At 39.8% G+C, this 14843-nt stretch carries 13 protein-coding genes; 10 read left to right on the top strand and 3 right to left on the bottom strand.

Annotated elements, in window-relative coordinates; genetic code table 11:
• Positions 1–74: 74 nt before the first annotated feature.
• The 7 genes from HLH18_RS11435 (at position 75) to rpmE (ending at position 6648) form a co-directional block, all read left to right on the top strand.
• Complete coding sequence (locus HLH18_RS11435; RefSeq protein ID WP_171546927.1) at positions 75–2222, top strand: AmpG family muropeptide MFS transporter; 2148 nt, start codon at positions 75–77, stop codon at positions 2220–2222.
• Positions 2223–2549: 327 nt separating this feature from the next.
• Entirely contained in the window at positions 2550–3800 is a 1251-nt protein-coding gene (locus tag HLH18_RS16045; RefSeq protein WP_250852410.1) for an LVIVD repeat-containing protein, read from the top strand.
• A complete protein-coding gene (locus HLH18_RS16050) occupies positions 3769–4290 on the top strand; it encodes a hypothetical protein (RefSeq protein WP_250852411.1) in 522 nt (173 codons plus the stop codon). The genes HLH18_RS16045 and HLH18_RS16050 overlap by 32 nt, the downstream gene beginning before the upstream one ends.
• On the top strand, positions 4223–4552 hold the full coding sequence (locus HLH18_RS16055; RefSeq protein ID WP_250852412.1) for a hypothetical protein: 330 nt from the start codon (positions 4223–4225) through the stop codon (positions 4550–4552). Before HLH18_RS16050 ends, HLH18_RS16055 begins: the two co-directional genes overlap by 68 nt.
• A 113-nt stretch (positions 4553–4665) precedes the next feature.
• Positions 4666–5067 (top strand): lactoylglutathione lyase, encoded by a 402-nt coding sequence (gene gloA / locus HLH18_RS11445; RefSeq protein ID WP_171546928.1) that lies wholly within the window; start codon positions 4666–4668, stop codon positions 5065–5067.
• 149 nt (positions 5068–5216) lie between these two features.
• Positions 5217–6215 carry a bile acid:sodium symporter family protein gene (locus HLH18_RS11450; RefSeq protein WP_171546929.1) on the top strand — a complete coding sequence of 333 codons (999 nt, stop codon included), beginning with the start codon at positions 5217–5219 and terminating at the stop codon, positions 6213–6215.
• A gap of 202 nt (positions 6216–6417) precedes the next feature.
• Entirely contained in the window at positions 6418–6648 is a 231-nt protein-coding gene (gene rpmE, locus HLH18_RS11455) for a 50S ribosomal protein L31 (RefSeq protein WP_067725111.1), read from the top strand.
• Between the two features lie 88 nt (positions 6649–6736).
• Here rpmE and HLH18_RS11460 read toward each other — a convergent pair whose 3' ends face one another.
• Genes HLH18_RS11460 through epmB form a run of 3 tightly spaced genes read right to left on the bottom strand, consistent with a single transcriptional unit; the run spans position 6737 to position 11612 of the window.
• A complete protein-coding gene (locus HLH18_RS11460; RefSeq protein ID WP_171546930.1) occupies positions 6737–8854 on the bottom strand; it encodes an EAL domain-containing protein in 2118 nt (705 codons plus the stop codon).
• Positions 8836–10581 carry a cyclic-di-GMP receptor FimW-related protein gene (locus HLH18_RS11465; protein WP_171546931.1) on the bottom strand — a complete coding sequence of 582 codons (1746 nt, stop codon included), beginning with the start codon at positions 10579–10581 and terminating at the stop codon, positions 8836–8838. Before HLH18_RS11465 ends, HLH18_RS11460 begins: the two co-directional genes overlap by 19 nt.
• 14 nt (positions 10582–10595) lie before the next feature.
• Positions 10596–11612, bottom strand: a complete 1017-nt coding sequence (gene epmB / locus HLH18_RS11470; protein WP_171546932.1) for an EF-P beta-lysylation protein EpmB — start codon at positions 11610–11612, stop codon at positions 10596–10598.
• A gap of 70 nt (positions 11613–11682) precedes the next feature.
• Between epmB and efp the strand changes: the two genes are divergently transcribed.
• The 3 genes from efp (at position 11683) to HLH18_RS11485 (ending at position 14818) form a co-directional block, all read left to right on the top strand.
• Positions 11683–12252: an elongation factor P gene (gene efp, locus HLH18_RS11475; RefSeq protein ID WP_131286788.1), complete on the top strand. Its 570-nt coding sequence runs from the start codon at positions 11683–11685 to the stop codon at positions 12250–12252.
• Between the two features lie 173 nt (positions 12253–12425).
• Positions 12426–14519, top strand: coding sequence for a carbon starvation CstA family protein (locus HLH18_RS11480; RefSeq protein WP_214647332.1), 2094 nt, complete (start codon positions 12426–12428; stop codon positions 14517–14519).
• Positions 14516–14818: a YbdD/YjiX family protein gene (locus HLH18_RS11485; protein WP_171546933.1), complete on the top strand. Its 303-nt coding sequence runs from the start codon at positions 14516–14518 to the stop codon at positions 14816–14818. The genes HLH18_RS11480 and HLH18_RS11485 overlap by 4 nt, the downstream gene beginning before the upstream one ends.
• Positions 14819–14843: the final 25 nt, after the last annotated feature.

A 14843-nucleotide genomic window follows, 5' to 3' on the forward strand; every position in this document is an offset into this window, starting at 1 on the left:
GTAAATATTGTTGAAACCTATCGCATTACGCGTTTGAATAGCGGCATTGAGTTTTTGCAGAACATAATAAATCAATGACAACACAATCTACTGGATGGAAATCGGCCTTTACAGCCTTTCTTGATCGCCGTGCCCTTATTATGCTGTTTTTGGGTTTCTCCGCAGGTATTCCGATATTACTGATTTTTTCAAGCCTGTCTTTATGGCTCGGAGAAGCCGGAATTGATAAAAGTGCGGTGACTTTTTTTAGCTGGGCGGCTCTGGGTTATTCCTTCAAGTTTGTCTGGGCACCGTTAATTGATGAATTACCGGTTCCGCTATTGACCAAAATACTCGGTCGGCGTAGGGCGTGGTTGTTGATTGCGCAGGTACTGATTATCTGTGCCATTTGTATTATGGCATTTTCAAATCCTGCTTTAGGGCAAAGTTATTTGTACCAAATGGCCTTTGGGGCAGTACTGTTGGGATTTTCTGCTGCTACCCAAGATATTGTGATTGATGCGTACCGTATTGAACTGGCAGAAATTCAAATGCAGACGGTGCTGGCTTCGACCTACAATGCCGGTTATCGCATCGGAATGATTGTAGCAGGGGCAGGAGCATTATTTTTAGCAGCATCCTTAGGTACTGCGAAAGGCAACTATATTTATAGTGCCTGGAAGATTACCTATTTGGCTATGGCTGCGGTCATGCTGGTGGGTATTATCACCACATTGGTGATTCGTGAACCGCAAGTGAATCGGGTCTATAAAGATTATAAACGTACCGATTACTACCGTTTGGTCGCGGTATTCTTTGTGGCCGTAATCAGTTTTGTACTGAGCTATATTTTCTCTGGTAATTTAACCGAAGCCCTTAAATCACAATTTGAAATTTCAGATTCTTTCTTACTTTTTTGCTTTGAAGCTTTACGTTTTATTGGTTCTGCTGCTGTTGCGTTATTGGTGGGTTCATTGCTGGTGAAAATGGGTGCTGTCAACAAACAAATGGCATTTGAAACCTGGGTCAATCCGATTGCTGATTTCTTTAAACGTTATGGCGTAAAACTGGCGTTAGTGCTGTTGCTGTTGATTGGTTTTTACCGTATTTCCGACATTATTGCCGGCGTAATCTCCAATGTATTTTATCAAGATTTAAACTTCACCAAAGAGCAAATTGCCGAAGCGGTTAAAATTTATGGGGTGATTTTTAGTCTGGTTGGTGGTTTCTTAGGTGGTTTGCTGGCACAGCGTATGAACATTATGAAGTTGATGTTTGTCGGTGCAGTGTTGGCAAGCTCGACCAATCTAATTTTTATCGGTCTGGTAAAATCAGGACAACAAACCAATGATGTCAATGTCACGGTCGGACAGCAGAGTTATAAAGTGCAGTCCGATGAAGTGGGATACTGGAAACTTAAAGTACCGAGTCAGGTGTTGGCACAAGCGGATGAACTGCAAGTTGCCGCACAATATCAGGATGGTTCACAAAATTCAGCAGTGACCAGATTGCCGTATTTAAAGCAGGATGCAAAACAATCCAGCATGCAGATATTGCCTGTGACCAGTGACAATATCATTGCTTTATATGAGAAAAATAATAGTTTGGTGATTCGTGGACAGTATTTTGGGCAACCTTTATCTGAATCTCAAAAAATTGTTTTAAGTTTAGATGGACAAACTTTTGATGCAAATCTGGATAAAACCGGCGTATTTAGTGCGGCAATTCCGGCTGAGGTTTTGATCACTTCAGCTTCTAAACAGCTCGTTGCTGAAGTGATTGAAAATAATCAAGTCTTGTCCACGACTCAGCATAGCTATACGACCAATATGAATTTGAGCACCGCCAAAGATTTAGATGTGGATATTCAGCCTTTACCCGTCGTAAATGCCCAATCCATTGACGAAGTTGAAATTACAGGCAAGGTGATTAAACCTTATAGTTCTCTTTGGTTATATTTCGCCATTATTGTCGATAACTTGGCATCAGGGCTTGCAGGTGCTGCATTTATTGCATTCTTGTCGAGCTTGACCAGTGTGTCATTTACCGCAGTGCAATACGCTATTTTTAGCTCACTGATGACTTTAACCCCTAAGATTTTAGGCGGTTATTCGGGTACTATAGTCAGCAATATTGGTTATCCGAATTTCTTCCTCATGACCACACTGATTGGTATTCCCATTCTGATTTTAGTGGTGTGGGTAGCGAAGTTGTTAAAGGAACATACCGCTCAACAACGCTAAACCAGTCTGTTAAAAACAGATTTTGCAATTAAAAGCCTATTTTATCTTTTTGATGGAATAGGCTTTTTGTTATTTAGAGTGTGATTGAACTATAAATAAAACCAAGATAAGTGATCGGGTTTATATAAATAAATTTATATTAATCATATGTTTGTGTTAACTTAAGCCTTTGGTTTTTAACCGGTAAATTATGAAAAATCAACTTTTGAGCATTGGTTTGGGGATAGCCTTTGCTTTATCAGGTTGTGGAGGGGGGTCGGGTGGAGAGAGTGAAATACACCTGGCGAAGCTGGGCAAGTAACATCACCTAAATTAAAACCATCATCAATGGATGAGGGAAATCCATCCAATCCTACGGAACAGCTCAGTTTATTAAAACAATTCCGTCTAGCAGATGGTGCTTCAGAATTTGGTGCAGCGACTTTTGCTTTAAGCGACTGGAATCCGCGTGCAATTGCCGTTCATGCTGATATTTTGTATATCGCCAACAGTAATGCCGCGGCTCAAATTTTACGTTATGACCTGAAGACTAAGCGGGTATTGACCAGTATCAATCCTGAACAAATTACCGGAATTCAAAAAGTCTGGGATACCTTGCAGGATATTAGTATCTATAAAGACCGTTTATATGTGGCATCTTTTCCATCCAACCGTGTCGATATCTTTGATATTGGTTCGAGTGAACCACAATTTGTAATGTCCTTGGGTACCGGGAATTGGAGCGGGGATCAATTGAATGCCGCAATTGTGCATACCCATGCAGTGGCTGCAAATGACCAGTATGTATTTGCACCGGATATCCAAAGTCGTATCAATGTGTGGCAACAGTCCGAAGTGACCAGTAGCAATCATTTAAAAGCACGTAAATATGCACGGCTTTCATTACCGAATTGCGAACGAAGCTGTGATGTACGTTTAGAAACTGTGGGGGATTTGCTTTACGCCAGTACCGGTAATGGCAATACCTATGTATACGATCTGCGTAATTTGGCACAAGGGGCTTCAAATGTTGCGCCAACACGCCAGCAAAATGGAGTGGCATCCGTTTTTCATCGAGCAACAGACGGCTTGTTATATGCATCCCGAACCTCAGGTGCTATTGAAAGTTTTGCTACCGAGAACTTAGGCACTATTCAGGACGTGCTTCCTGCTGCGATTGATTCGGTCAAATCATACCGTTTGCAAGGACAGGATATAAAGCTGAACTTGGAAAAAGCAGCGGATATCGCCGTCTATGACAAAAATATTCTCAGTTTGATTGGTAAAAAAATTATTGCATTGCCTATGCGAAATGTCGCACAGCAAAAATCGAATATAACTTCAATACCTGTTCAGCTCAAGCAAGCCCAGGCGATCAGTTCTTATAAAGTGCTGCAAGATGAAGAAAGCTGGGAAACATTAATCAATGCCAATCAACGCTATGTGTTTATGGATCAGATTTTATCGGCAGAATTCGGCAAAGATTCAATCCGAATCCAGAGTTATAGTGCGGTGCCGGTAGCAGATTTGGAAATTCGGGCTAAACTTAAAAATACCGAACAATGGTTTGTTTTGGCAAAACTGGATCATCAGGCTTGAAGGTTTAGGCGAGTTTCAGCAAATGCCAGTCGAGTTATTCGATTTTAAAATCGTTTCTGAAACAGATGCTCATGTGCAAAAACTGAATAAAATTAAAGCCAAATGGCAAATCTATTTCGGTGACTATAACCGGAATCTAAATGTAACAAACTGGTATCGTATTACCCCTATATATGCACGTGAATGGATCATTATGATGACCAACTTTGCATATACCTTAAGCAGTCCAGAATTTGAGCATCTTTGGTTCAATCACCAAAAAGTCATGGGACACGACTTCTTTGGTAATGCTGGCAGGGTGGATGGTATTAATGGTTTCTTTAGCCCGGCGGATTACAGCCGTATTTATCAAGCCATACTCAACCGTGGCGGAATTTCACTCGGCATTAGTAATATTGGCGGTGGATTAGGGGGGAGCAACCTTGGGTGTAGATCCCTGGATTTATTATGGTCATTATCGCTGGTCTGGACTGGGTATTGTCGCGCATGAGTTTGGACATCATTGGGGGAGTCATGACAGTGCTTGGGCAAATGATTCTTATGGTTTCCAGCCGATGATCGCAGACTTATTCTTCTATATGCAGCGCCATAAAGACATGCCTTATATCGACCCAAATGTGAATAAGCTACATTTTGCGAAACCAGACCAGCTATATGGTAGTGTGAATACAGGTATGGTCGCTCGTCAACCGGGTACCACACCATTAAATAAAATTGATCATTACTTTGCTAACAATCCATTAACTCAGTAATCAATCGATTAAAAAGCAGCGTCCCTCGCTGCTTTTTTAATGGATAAAATTTGAATTATCTCGCGGCATTGCCTATATTGGCTGTGAATAAATAATGAATAGGAAAATCAAAGATGCGCATGCTGCATACCATGTTACGTGTAGGCAATTTAGAACAATCCTTAAAGTTCTATACTGAAGTACTCGGTATGACTTTGCTTCGTAAACGTGATTATGAAGAAGGTCGTTTCACTTTAGCCTTTGTGGGTTATGGTGATGAAGAACATCATACGGTACTTGAATTGACCCATAATTGGGACACAGAGAGCTATGAGCTGGGCAATGCCTACGGTCATATTGCCATTGCTGTAGATGATGCCTATAAAGCCTGTGAAGAGATCAAGGCGCGCGGCGGTAATGTCGTCCGTGAAGCGGGTCCTATGAAAGGTGGCATCACCGTGATTGCTTTTGTTGAAGATCCGGACGGTTATAAAATCGAACTGATTCAGCAAGATAAAGATGCACGTAATAACTAAGTGAAAACTTAGCTATAGATAAACTAAATAGTCAACATTGAGTTGAAAAACTGGTTTTATTTATTCAGCCCAGTAAGATGAAACTTTACCATCAGGTAAATTCACTTATTGGGCTTTTTTATATTTTTCAATAAATACAGGATGTAGCAATGTTAAAATTGTTGGCATTGGACCGCTTTACCATTTTGCTGATTGTCATGGTGATCTTGGCAACAATAGTTCCAGTATCAGGTCTTGCTGCAAATATCTTTGGGGTGATTACTTCTGGTGCAATTGCGATTTTATTCTTTTTGCATGGGGCAAAATTGTCCAGAGAAGCGGTCGTTCAAGGCATCATGCACTGGAAATTCCATGTGGTGGTGTTTGCTTTCACCTTTGCCTTGTTTCCGCTTTTAGGGCTATTGGCCAAACCGATCCTTTTACCAATGTTAGGGAAAGAGTTGTACTGGGGCTTTTTGTTCATGTGCTTCTTGCCATCAACCGTGCAATCTTCTATTGCATTTACCTCGGTGGCAAAAGGCAATGTGGCCAGTGCGGTGTGCAGTGCTTCATTTTCCAATATTGTCGGGATGTTCATTACCCCAGTATTGGTCAGTTTCTTTATTTTAGGTCAGTCACAACATGGCTTTGACCCAACTTCATCCATTATTCAAATTACATTATTATTACTTGTACCATTTATATTGGGGCAAATATTACGTCCTTATGTTTATCCTTATATGTTGAAATTACCGGGGATCGTCAAAGCATTTGATCAGGGCACTATTTTGATGGTGGTCTATGGTGCTTTTAGCGGGGCAGTCGTTGCTGGATTATGGGACGTTGTGAGTTGGGAAACCCTATTGGTTTTGACTCTGGCTTGTTCAGTGTTTTTAACTATCATTATGTTGCTGGCTTTATACATTCCAAAATGGATGGGGTTTAACCGGGGAGATCAAATTGCAATGTTTTTTTGCAGTTCTAAAAAAACATTAGCCAGTGGTGTGCCGATGGCACAAATCTTATTTATCGGGCAGCCTTTAGGGATGATTGTTTTACCGATTATGATTTTTCATCAAATTCAGCTTATGGTATGTGGTGTGATTGCCAATTATTGGTCTAAGCACAATTTGGATGAATTAAAAGCTGTAGATGAGTTAAAAGAATAATTCGCTATCTGATATTTTTTGCCGTATAATTACGCCCACTTGTTGTGCTTAGCTCTGGCGGTATCCGTCTCGGTGGGCCAAAAGAATGGTCTGTTATGGTGTTGGTCTCGCTTTTTTTGAAGAAGCTTTTTTCCTCATGAATCATGAGAGTGATCAATTGCGATGACAGCATAAGCCTTTCTTAACTTAGGAGTAATCGACGATGCGCGCCGATATTCACCCAAAATATGAAACATTAGTTGCTACTTGTTCATGTGGTAACGTAATCGAAACTCGTTCAGCGATTGGTAAAGAAACTCTTTACCTTGACGTATGTTCAGCTTGCCACCCATTCTATACTGGTAAACAGAAGAATGTTGACCAAGGTGGTCGTATCGATAAGTTCAAACAACGTTTTGCTGGTATGTCACGTTCTATCAAACGTCCTGACTAATACCGTCAAATTAAAAAAAACGGGCAATATGCCCGTTTTTTTATTCCTGAAATTTATGTATTTCGCAGCAAGAAAATGTGTACAAGACTTATTGGTCTTGTACATCAATCAGGTGATCCAGTTTTTTCTGGAAATAATCCCCTTGAATAAAGCGTGCATCAACATTCCAGGCATTGGCGAAAAGCGTCATATCGTTTAATTCACGCAGCATGATTTCAACCGGTTTAATTTCATTGAAAGTTTTGATTTTTTCCTGTAATTCCTCAGTAGATTGCTCTGTATTTAACATTTCAGTCAGTGTGCTGTGTAATGTTAAGCAGTTGATATCCAGTTGACGTAAAGCATATTCACTATAAATAGTATTACCAAAGTCTCGTAATGCTATTTTGGCACCAAACTGGTGTAGCTGCGCTATATATTTTTGCGCATCTGAAAGATTCTGGGTTAGATCTTCTTCTGAAAATTGTAAAATAAGCGGATGGCTTAATTTACTGCGTACAATTGTGATCAGTTTGGAAATAAATTCAGGGAAGGTTCGATCGTGAAATAACACTTCTTTATTCAGATTTACAATCAATTTTGCTTCAGGATATTGTGTAATAAAATTATGCAATTGCTTGCATGATTCAACTAATATCCAGCGATCTAGTTTAATCGATAATTCCGGATCTTCTTTTAGCTCTCTTAAACCTGATAAATCTTTCCAGGAGTTTTCAAAAATGAAACCACTGGTCACTTCATAGGTGTATAAGTTGCTATCTTGCTTGTCATAGAGTTGTTGATATTTAAGATGAATTTCTCCACGCTCTAAGCTTTTTTCTAAAGCTTTAATTAATGAAGATTCAGGTGAAGAAATTAATGACTTCGTTTCTGTACGCTGAATTTCCATTGTTGGAATATCTAAATGCGTTTCTAACTTAAGCTCTGGAGTCGACTCATTTTGTGGTAAAGCCGTGTTGTAAGCAGAATTAATAAATTTTTCAAAATGGCTTTCATCACGAATTTCACTATCTAATATCACATAACCAATTCTTAAATTAAGCGGGTAGCTAGATTGATTGACTGTCAATAATTGTGGCTTGGTGAGTGAGCTTAAACCAATAAGCTTGGATTCTAATTTTGCTTTAGATTCTGCCTGGAATAAACCGGCTAAAATACCTGGTGAAACTTTAAATAAGGGAGCATGGGTTTGTTCCTTTAAAAACTCTTTTATTTGACTGAAATAGTTTTTTGAAGTGATCCAATCACCTTCAAAAATAGCTTCAGGGCAAGAGGCTAAAGAAAAGAGTACTAGTGCATTAATATCAGAAGGCTGTTTGGTAATAGTTCGGTTAATTAACTGATAGGTATTTGGTTTCTGCACATTTTTATCAGTTGTTCTAGATGCTGCATGACTTGCTTCTGAAGTTTCGATATCAATGGTAATTTGTAATGCATCTTCATCCGTAGCGGGTAAAAATTCGATTTTAAGCGGATTTGGAATAGAAACATGATCATTTAGTGTGGCGATTTCTAATCGACCTAAATCAAACTGACCTTGAGTAATTTTTTTAAAGCGTAACTTGAACTCGTTCAAATCTTTCGGTTGTAACAGATCAAGTAAAGGAAGACCGACGATATCTTCCTCATTTTTAATTCCAAACAGTTGTAAATACTCAGGATTGGCCTGAATGTGAATGCCTTCTTGAATAAGCGCAACTGCTTTGTTGCTATCATGTACTAAAGATTGTGCGTGGGTTTGTGCAGACTCTAATTCATCCATTAAATGTTGTTGAGTAAGCATTAAACGACTGAATGAAAGTGCACGAAGTAAGCCAAGATAAAAACGATCTGGATAATCCAGATTTAAAATGTCGTAAATGCCTTTACGAATATAACCCGCATATTGCTCTGCCTGATAATCCTCTGGTTTTAGAAGGATAATCGGTAAGTTCGGTTGTTTTGATAATTGGATTAAACTTAAGGCTTGTTCGTATTTTAAGTCATAGGCACGGCCAAAAATGACCAGATCCCAATTTTGATGTAATTGTTTTTCAAAAGTTTGTAAATCATCCAGCAATATTGCCTGTACAAGATGTCCACTTGACGTTAAAAGATCACGAATTTGGTTAAAACGTATTTGATTATCATCGATAATGAGTAAACGTGTCTCGGTACGTTTTAACTTTTTAGACAATAATGGATTTCTCACTTCAATGCTTCCCATAAATCGTGATTCTTGATTTCATTCATTTGTTTGTTGATGAAGTTTGTGATCAGGTTTTCTTGCTGATCATTCAGCAACTCAAATTCAAAACGAATAAAACTTTGAGTAATAAGCTGTGCTTTGGTTAGGTAAATTTTTAGTTCTTCTTTTCCTAATCGCAAATGAATGGTTTGTTTTTCTCTAAACATGTGCGAACCCGATACAATTAAACTGGTCGAAACATTATCGAGTTGTGAGGTTTGAACGATAAGAGCAGGTTGGTAGTTACTGCCGTTCCGCTCAGTTTTCACCATGACTGAGCAGGGGAATAAATCTTGAGCTAATACTTCAAGCCCAAGTTCCAGACTTTTTTCTGTCGATTGTTTAATCCAGCGAACCACACCGCCACGCCAAGGGCTGTTGGTATTTTCCTGAATTAAAATAAATTCCCCAGTTTTTAAATTTGAAGGTGTAGTACCGGTCCACTTAATTCGGTAACCATTGACACTGATATCCAGCACATCAGCTGGATAGATTTGTTTTGCTTCACGATCCAGAACTTTAGCTGTATTGGTTTCAGCAGGAATATTGGAATTCATGGAGTTGATAAAGCTACTTTCATTTTGGAACTGATAATTATTTTCTAAATCCAAAGTTTCTTGAAAGTTTTTACCTTTAGAGAGGTAAAAGTGCGCCACAGAAAGACTAAAACAGATCTGCAATTGTGCTGAATATTCGTAGCGCTCATGGCGACGTTCAATATTGGTGGTAAGTAGGTTATGGATATGAAAGTGTAATGCTGGGGTCAGAAATAACTTTTCGTTACGCGACAAATAACCTGCCTTTTTAGTTTGGGTCTCAGACAGATGATCTAATAAATGCTGCGTTGAAATATAAATGGTCGGCTTGTAAAGACTCGCCTGATTGGTGTTAAAAACCGGTGGATGATCTTTATTGGTATCTACAATATAGCGAGAAAGCGTGGTTTCTTTCGGTAAAATGTGAACCAGTTTTGCCCAGTCAAAACTACATAAATATAAGCCTTGCATTTCTGATGGGCGAATTTGATGCGTATTGAAAATATCCAATAAAATGAGCTGTGAATAAGCGTGAGCAATCGTTTGTAATTGATGCTGCGTATCTAAAATTTGATTGATATTGGTTTGATAAAAATTATTATTAATCGCACATTCGAGCAATTGATGCGCGACCAGCCATTGACCAAATAACGGTGTGCTATACAACAAATGTTGTTGGTAAAGTAGTAATGCGAGTTGCTGTAATGCGTAATAAGTCGCAACAATTCTGGCAGTCTGTAAACTTTTCTTTTGATTAAAGGCAAAGATAGAAAACTTTTGCAGACTTAACTGGATGTTACAACGTTTTGAAATATCGATATAGATTTTGGCGAAATGGCTACGCAAAAGCATCGCTAATTCAATAATTTGATCACTACGGTCGTTTGTGATCAAACCTTGATTGAAAAAATGCTTTTCCAGGCTGATCAATACATTATCAATCGTTGGGTGCAAGATTTGAATTAAATCAAAACGCAGCATTTCTGGGCATTTAAGTTCTGATATTTCCAGTAACGCATTGAAAAGTTCTTTTGAAGAATTTCCGAGTTGCAGAATGGATAAATTAGATACCCATTCTTGTAGCCCTTTTGCATTAGATGGACAAAAGCTCAGTTGTTCCAACTTTAATTCTGTTGGCGTTTGGAAGATATCTGAAGTACTCATAAGCATCGTTATTATTTAACTCAAAAAGTTGAAACCCCAAAAAGCGGTGTTTTATTTTTTTCGCCCGCTATTTCCCTAACGAGTTTAGGAACCAAATATCCAGGAAGGTTCTCTAAAACATCTTTATATATAAGATTAATCTGCTCAGGACTCACGTCAAAATGATGCGCACCTTTTACTTTATCTAACACATGTAAATAGTATGGCATCACGCCTGCATCAAACAAGCGGTAACTTAAATCCACTAAAACTTGCGCAGAATTATTGACCCCATTTAATAAAACTGCCTGATTGAGCACGGTGATTTGTTGTTGAACCAAGAGTGAAAGTTTAGCGCAAGTAAAATCATCAAGCTCAGCCGCGTGATTTGAGTGTACCACTAGAATAATTCGTAGCCTACTGTTTTTTAATAGAGAAACCAGCTCTTCATCGACACGGTTGGGGATTACGATAGGAACTCGTGAATGAATTCTCAAAAATTTAATTTGTGGTAGCGATTCCAAGCGATCGATCCAAAGCTTTAATTTTCGATTGGATAGCGTAAGTGGGTCTCCACCACTAAAAATCACCTCGTTAATATCGGGTTGGCTTTTGATATAGTTTTTAATATTAAGCCAGTCTTCATTTTTTGGCAGGTTTTCCTGATAAGGAAAATGACGACGAAAACAGTAACGACAATGCACCGCACAAGCACCGGTTAATGTCAGTAAAAAGCGTGATTTGTATTTATGGAGTACACCGGGTTGTTGATTGGCTTGTTCTTCACCCAAAGGGTCGGTGACAAACCCGGGATGATCTTCAAGTTCTAAATGATGCGGTAAAACTTGTAATAGCAGGGGGTCCAGAGGATCAGCAACGTTCATTTTTCCGACGAATGCACGTGGAACACGCAATTTAAACTGTTCAGAAGCCAGAATTGCCCCTGATAATAATTGATCAGACGAGAGCTGAAGTATCTCTAGAAGCTCTAATGGATCCGTAATCAGGTCACTGAGTTGAGATTGCCAGTTTTGCTCTTGATATAAATAGTTTATCATGCTACGTGTTAAAAATAATGCTAGTCTAGCATTAATAGATTTAAGTTAGTAAGTTTGGAGCGAGCCTTTCATGGCCAATTATTCTACAAATGACTTTAAGCAAGGTCTTAAAGTAATGCTTGATGGCAACCCATGTTCAATCATGGAAAATGAATATGTAAAACCTGGTAAAGGTCAAGCATTCAACCGCGTAAAATTGCGTAATCTTAAAACTGGTAAAGTTTTAGAAAAAACATTCAAATCCAATGAAACACTGGAAGGTGCTGACATTGTTGAGGTTGAAATGGATTACCTTTATAACGATGGCGAACTTTGGAACTTTATGGATCCAGTGAGCTTCGAACAAATCACAGCTGACAAAACTGCGATGGGCGATGCTGCCAAATGGTTGAAAGACGATTCAAACGAAAAATGTACAATCATGCTTTTCAATGGTGTTCCATTGTCAGTAAGTGCACCAAACTTCGTTGTGTTGAAAATCGTTGAAACTGATCCAGGTGTTCGTGGTGATACTTCTGGCGGTGGCGGTAAACCTGCGAAACTCGAAACTGGTGCAGTTGTTCGTGTACCATTATTCGTACAGCAAGATGAAAGCGTTCGTGTAGATACCCGTACTGGTGACTATTTAGAACGTGCATAATGGTTTAAAAATAGACTATTATCGAAAGGGATGATTTAAATCATCCCTTTTTTTATGCCAAAGTCTTAGATGAAAAGTAAGTCATGAGGAGTAGAGTCGCAAAGGAAGAAACAGCAGTATACCGAACAATAAAAAATGATCGCTGATTTATGCATTAGATATGAGGGATTTACATGGAAACGATTCAACCGAAGTTAACCATAACTTCAAAAATAGTGTGGCTTCTAGTCGCGATTTTAGGTGCGGTGTCATTCGGGATACTCGCAATCAGCAGAGGTGAACATGTTAATGCAGTCTGGCTCGTCCTGGCAGCCATCTGTGTATATAGCATCGCTTATCGCTTCTACAGTTTATTTATTGCCAATAAAGTTTTTGAACTCAATGCCAGACGCTTAACACCTGCGCATCGTTTAGCGGATGGTCTGGATTATGTTCCAACCAATAAGTATGTCCTGTTTGGTCACCACTTTGCAGCCATTGCTGGTGCTGGACCATTAGTCGGTCCTATTCTTGCAGCGCAGATGGGTTATTTACCTGGAACCATCTGGTTGTTGGTGGGTGTGGTTCTCGCGGGTGCTGTTCAGGACTTCTTGGTGCTGTTTATTTCTACCCGTCGTGATGGTCGTTCACTCGGTGAAATGGCGAAGCAAGAACTGGGTTCCTTTGCGGGTGTGATTGTGATGCTGGGTGCATTAGGCGTCATGATCATCATCCTTGCAGTGCTTGCTTTGGTGGTGGTAAAAGCCTTAACCAACAGTCCATGGGGCGTGTTCAGTATTGCTGCAACAATTCCAATTGCATTGTTCATGGGCGTATATATGCGTTATCTCCGTCCAGGGAAAATTGCCGAGGTTTCAATCATTGGTTTTGTGCTGATGATGCTGGCGATTGTGTATGGTGGCAATGTTGCTGCTGATCCTTATTGGGGGCCGATCTTTACACTTTCCGGTACTCAACTGACTTGGTGTTTAATCACTTACGGTTTTGTTGCTTCAGTTTTGCCGGTTTGGTTGCTGCTTGCGCCACGTGACTACCTTTCTACCTTCTTGAAAATTGGCGTGATTGCTGGTCTTGCAGTCGGAATTATGGTGGCATTACCTGAAATGAAAATGCCTGCGGTAACGCATTTCATTGATGGTACAGGTCCTGTATTTGCAGGTTCTATGTTCCCATTCTTATTCATTACCATTGCTTGTGGTGCCATTTCAGGTTTCCACGCTCTGGTTTCTTCAGGAACTACACCGAAACTCATTGAAAATGAAGTCGATATTCGTGTAATTGGTTACGGTGGTATGTTGATGGAGTCTTTCGTTGCTGTGATGGCGATGATTTGTGCCACCATCCTTGAACCTGGGGTGTATTTCGCAATTAATGCACCCGCTGCCATATTGGGCACCACGGTTGAAAGTGCTGCTGAAGCGGTGCGTACTTTAGGCTTTGTGGTGACTCCTGAAGCATTGACTTTACTTGCTCAAGAAGTCGGTGAAAGCTCGATTCTTTCGCGTACTGGTGGTGCGCCAACATTTGCGATTGGTATGGCACACATTATTACGGAAATTTTTAATAACCGTTCTATGATGGCGTTTTGGTATCACTTCGCGATTCTGTTTGAAGCCTTATTCATTTTAACTGCGGTAGATGCGGGTACACGTGCTTGCCGTTTCATGGTTCAGGATACTGTCGGGATCGTGATTCCTGCGTTGAAACAATCGCACAATTTCTTTGGTAATCTGGTGGGAACCGCCGTGGCTGTTGCAGGTTGGGGTTTCTTTGTTTATCAAGGTGTGATTGACCCACTTGGCGGTATCAATAGCTTATGGCCTTTATTTGGTATTGGTAACCAAATGCTTGCTGCAATGGCACTGATTTTGGGTACTGTCATCTTGTTCAAAATGAAGAAAGAGAAATATGTTTGGATCACTATTTTTCCAACCATTTTCTTGTTTATTACTTGTATGACGGCAGGTTGGCAAAAAATCTTCCATGAAAATCCAAAAATTGGTTTCCTGGCACAAGCCAACCGATTCTCTGATGCAATTGCGCGTAATGAAATTTTAAAACCGGCCAAAGACATCGCTGAAATGCAAACGATTGTGTTCTCCAATCAAATTAATGCAGTACTGTGCGGTTTCTTTATGATTGTGGCGATTGTGATGGTGTTTGCTGCCATTGGTGTGATTCGTCGTGCATTGGCAGATCCTAATCCAAGTGTGCATGAGTCAGAAGCCATTTATAGTGACGAAGTTCCGGCGGGAGAGGTGAAATGAGTCTAAAAGATCAAATTCGCCAAAAACTGGCGTTGGGTAAGATCATTAAATTTACTGTGCTGGCACAGCCGAAGAAGTTTTTGATGTTGAATGGGATTAAAACCATTCAGATCATTTGGCAACGTCTACAGCAAAGCTTTCGCCTGATGGTGGGGGTGCCGGATTATCAAACTTATCTGGAGCATATGAAAAAGAATCATCCTGACTTGGTCGCAATGGATGCCAAAACATTTTACCGTCACTGCGTGGATGTACGTTATCCAGGCGCGGGCGGTGGAATGAAAAAATGCCCTTGTTAATCTAAGCAGGTATTTGTCAGAAATC

It is taken from the genome of Acinetobacter sp. ANC 5414, from assembly GCF_013004295.1.
Classification (GTDB): Bacteria; Pseudomonadota; Gammaproteobacteria; order Pseudomonadales; family Moraxellaceae; genus Acinetobacter.

Coding starts and splice junctions, on each gene's coding strand:
- HLH18_RS11435 (WP_171546927.1), top strand. CDS start 75: ATGACAACACAATCTACTGGATGGAAATCGGCCTTTACAGCCTTTCTT.
- HLH18_RS16045 (WP_250852410.1), top strand. CDS start 2,550: ATGGATGAGGGAAATCCATCCAATCCTACGGAACAGCTCAGTTTATTA.
- gloA (WP_171546928.1), top strand. CDS start 4,666: ATGCGCATGCTGCATACCATGTTACGTGTAGGCAATTTAGAACAATCC.
- HLH18_RS11450 (WP_171546929.1), top strand. CDS start 5,217: ATGTTAAAATTGTTGGCATTGGACCGCTTTACCATTTTGCTGATTGTC.
- rpmE (WP_067725111.1), top strand. CDS start 6,418: ATGCGCGCCGATATTCACCCAAAATATGAAACATTAGTTGCTACTTGT.
- HLH18_RS11460 (WP_171546930.1), bottom strand. CDS start 8,854: ATGGGAAGCATTGAAGTGAGAAATCCATTATTGTCTAAAAAGTTAAAA.
- HLH18_RS11465 (WP_171546931.1), bottom strand. CDS start 10,581: ATGCTTATGAGTACTTCAGATATCTTCCAAACGCCAACAGAATTAAAG.
- epmB (WP_171546932.1), bottom strand. CDS start 11,612: ATGATAAACTATTTATATCAAGAGCAAAACTGGCAATCTCAACTCAGT.
- efp (WP_131286788.1), top strand. CDS start 11,683: ATGGCCAATTATTCTACAAATGACTTTAAGCAAGGTCTTAAAGTAATG.
- HLH18_RS11480 (WP_214647332.1), top strand. CDS start 12,426: ATGGAAACGATTCAACCGAAGTTAACCATAACTTCAAAAATAGTGTGG.
- HLH18_RS11485 (WP_171546933.1), top strand. CDS start 14,516: ATGAGTCTAAAAGATCAAATTCGCCAAAAACTGGCGTTGGGTAAGATC.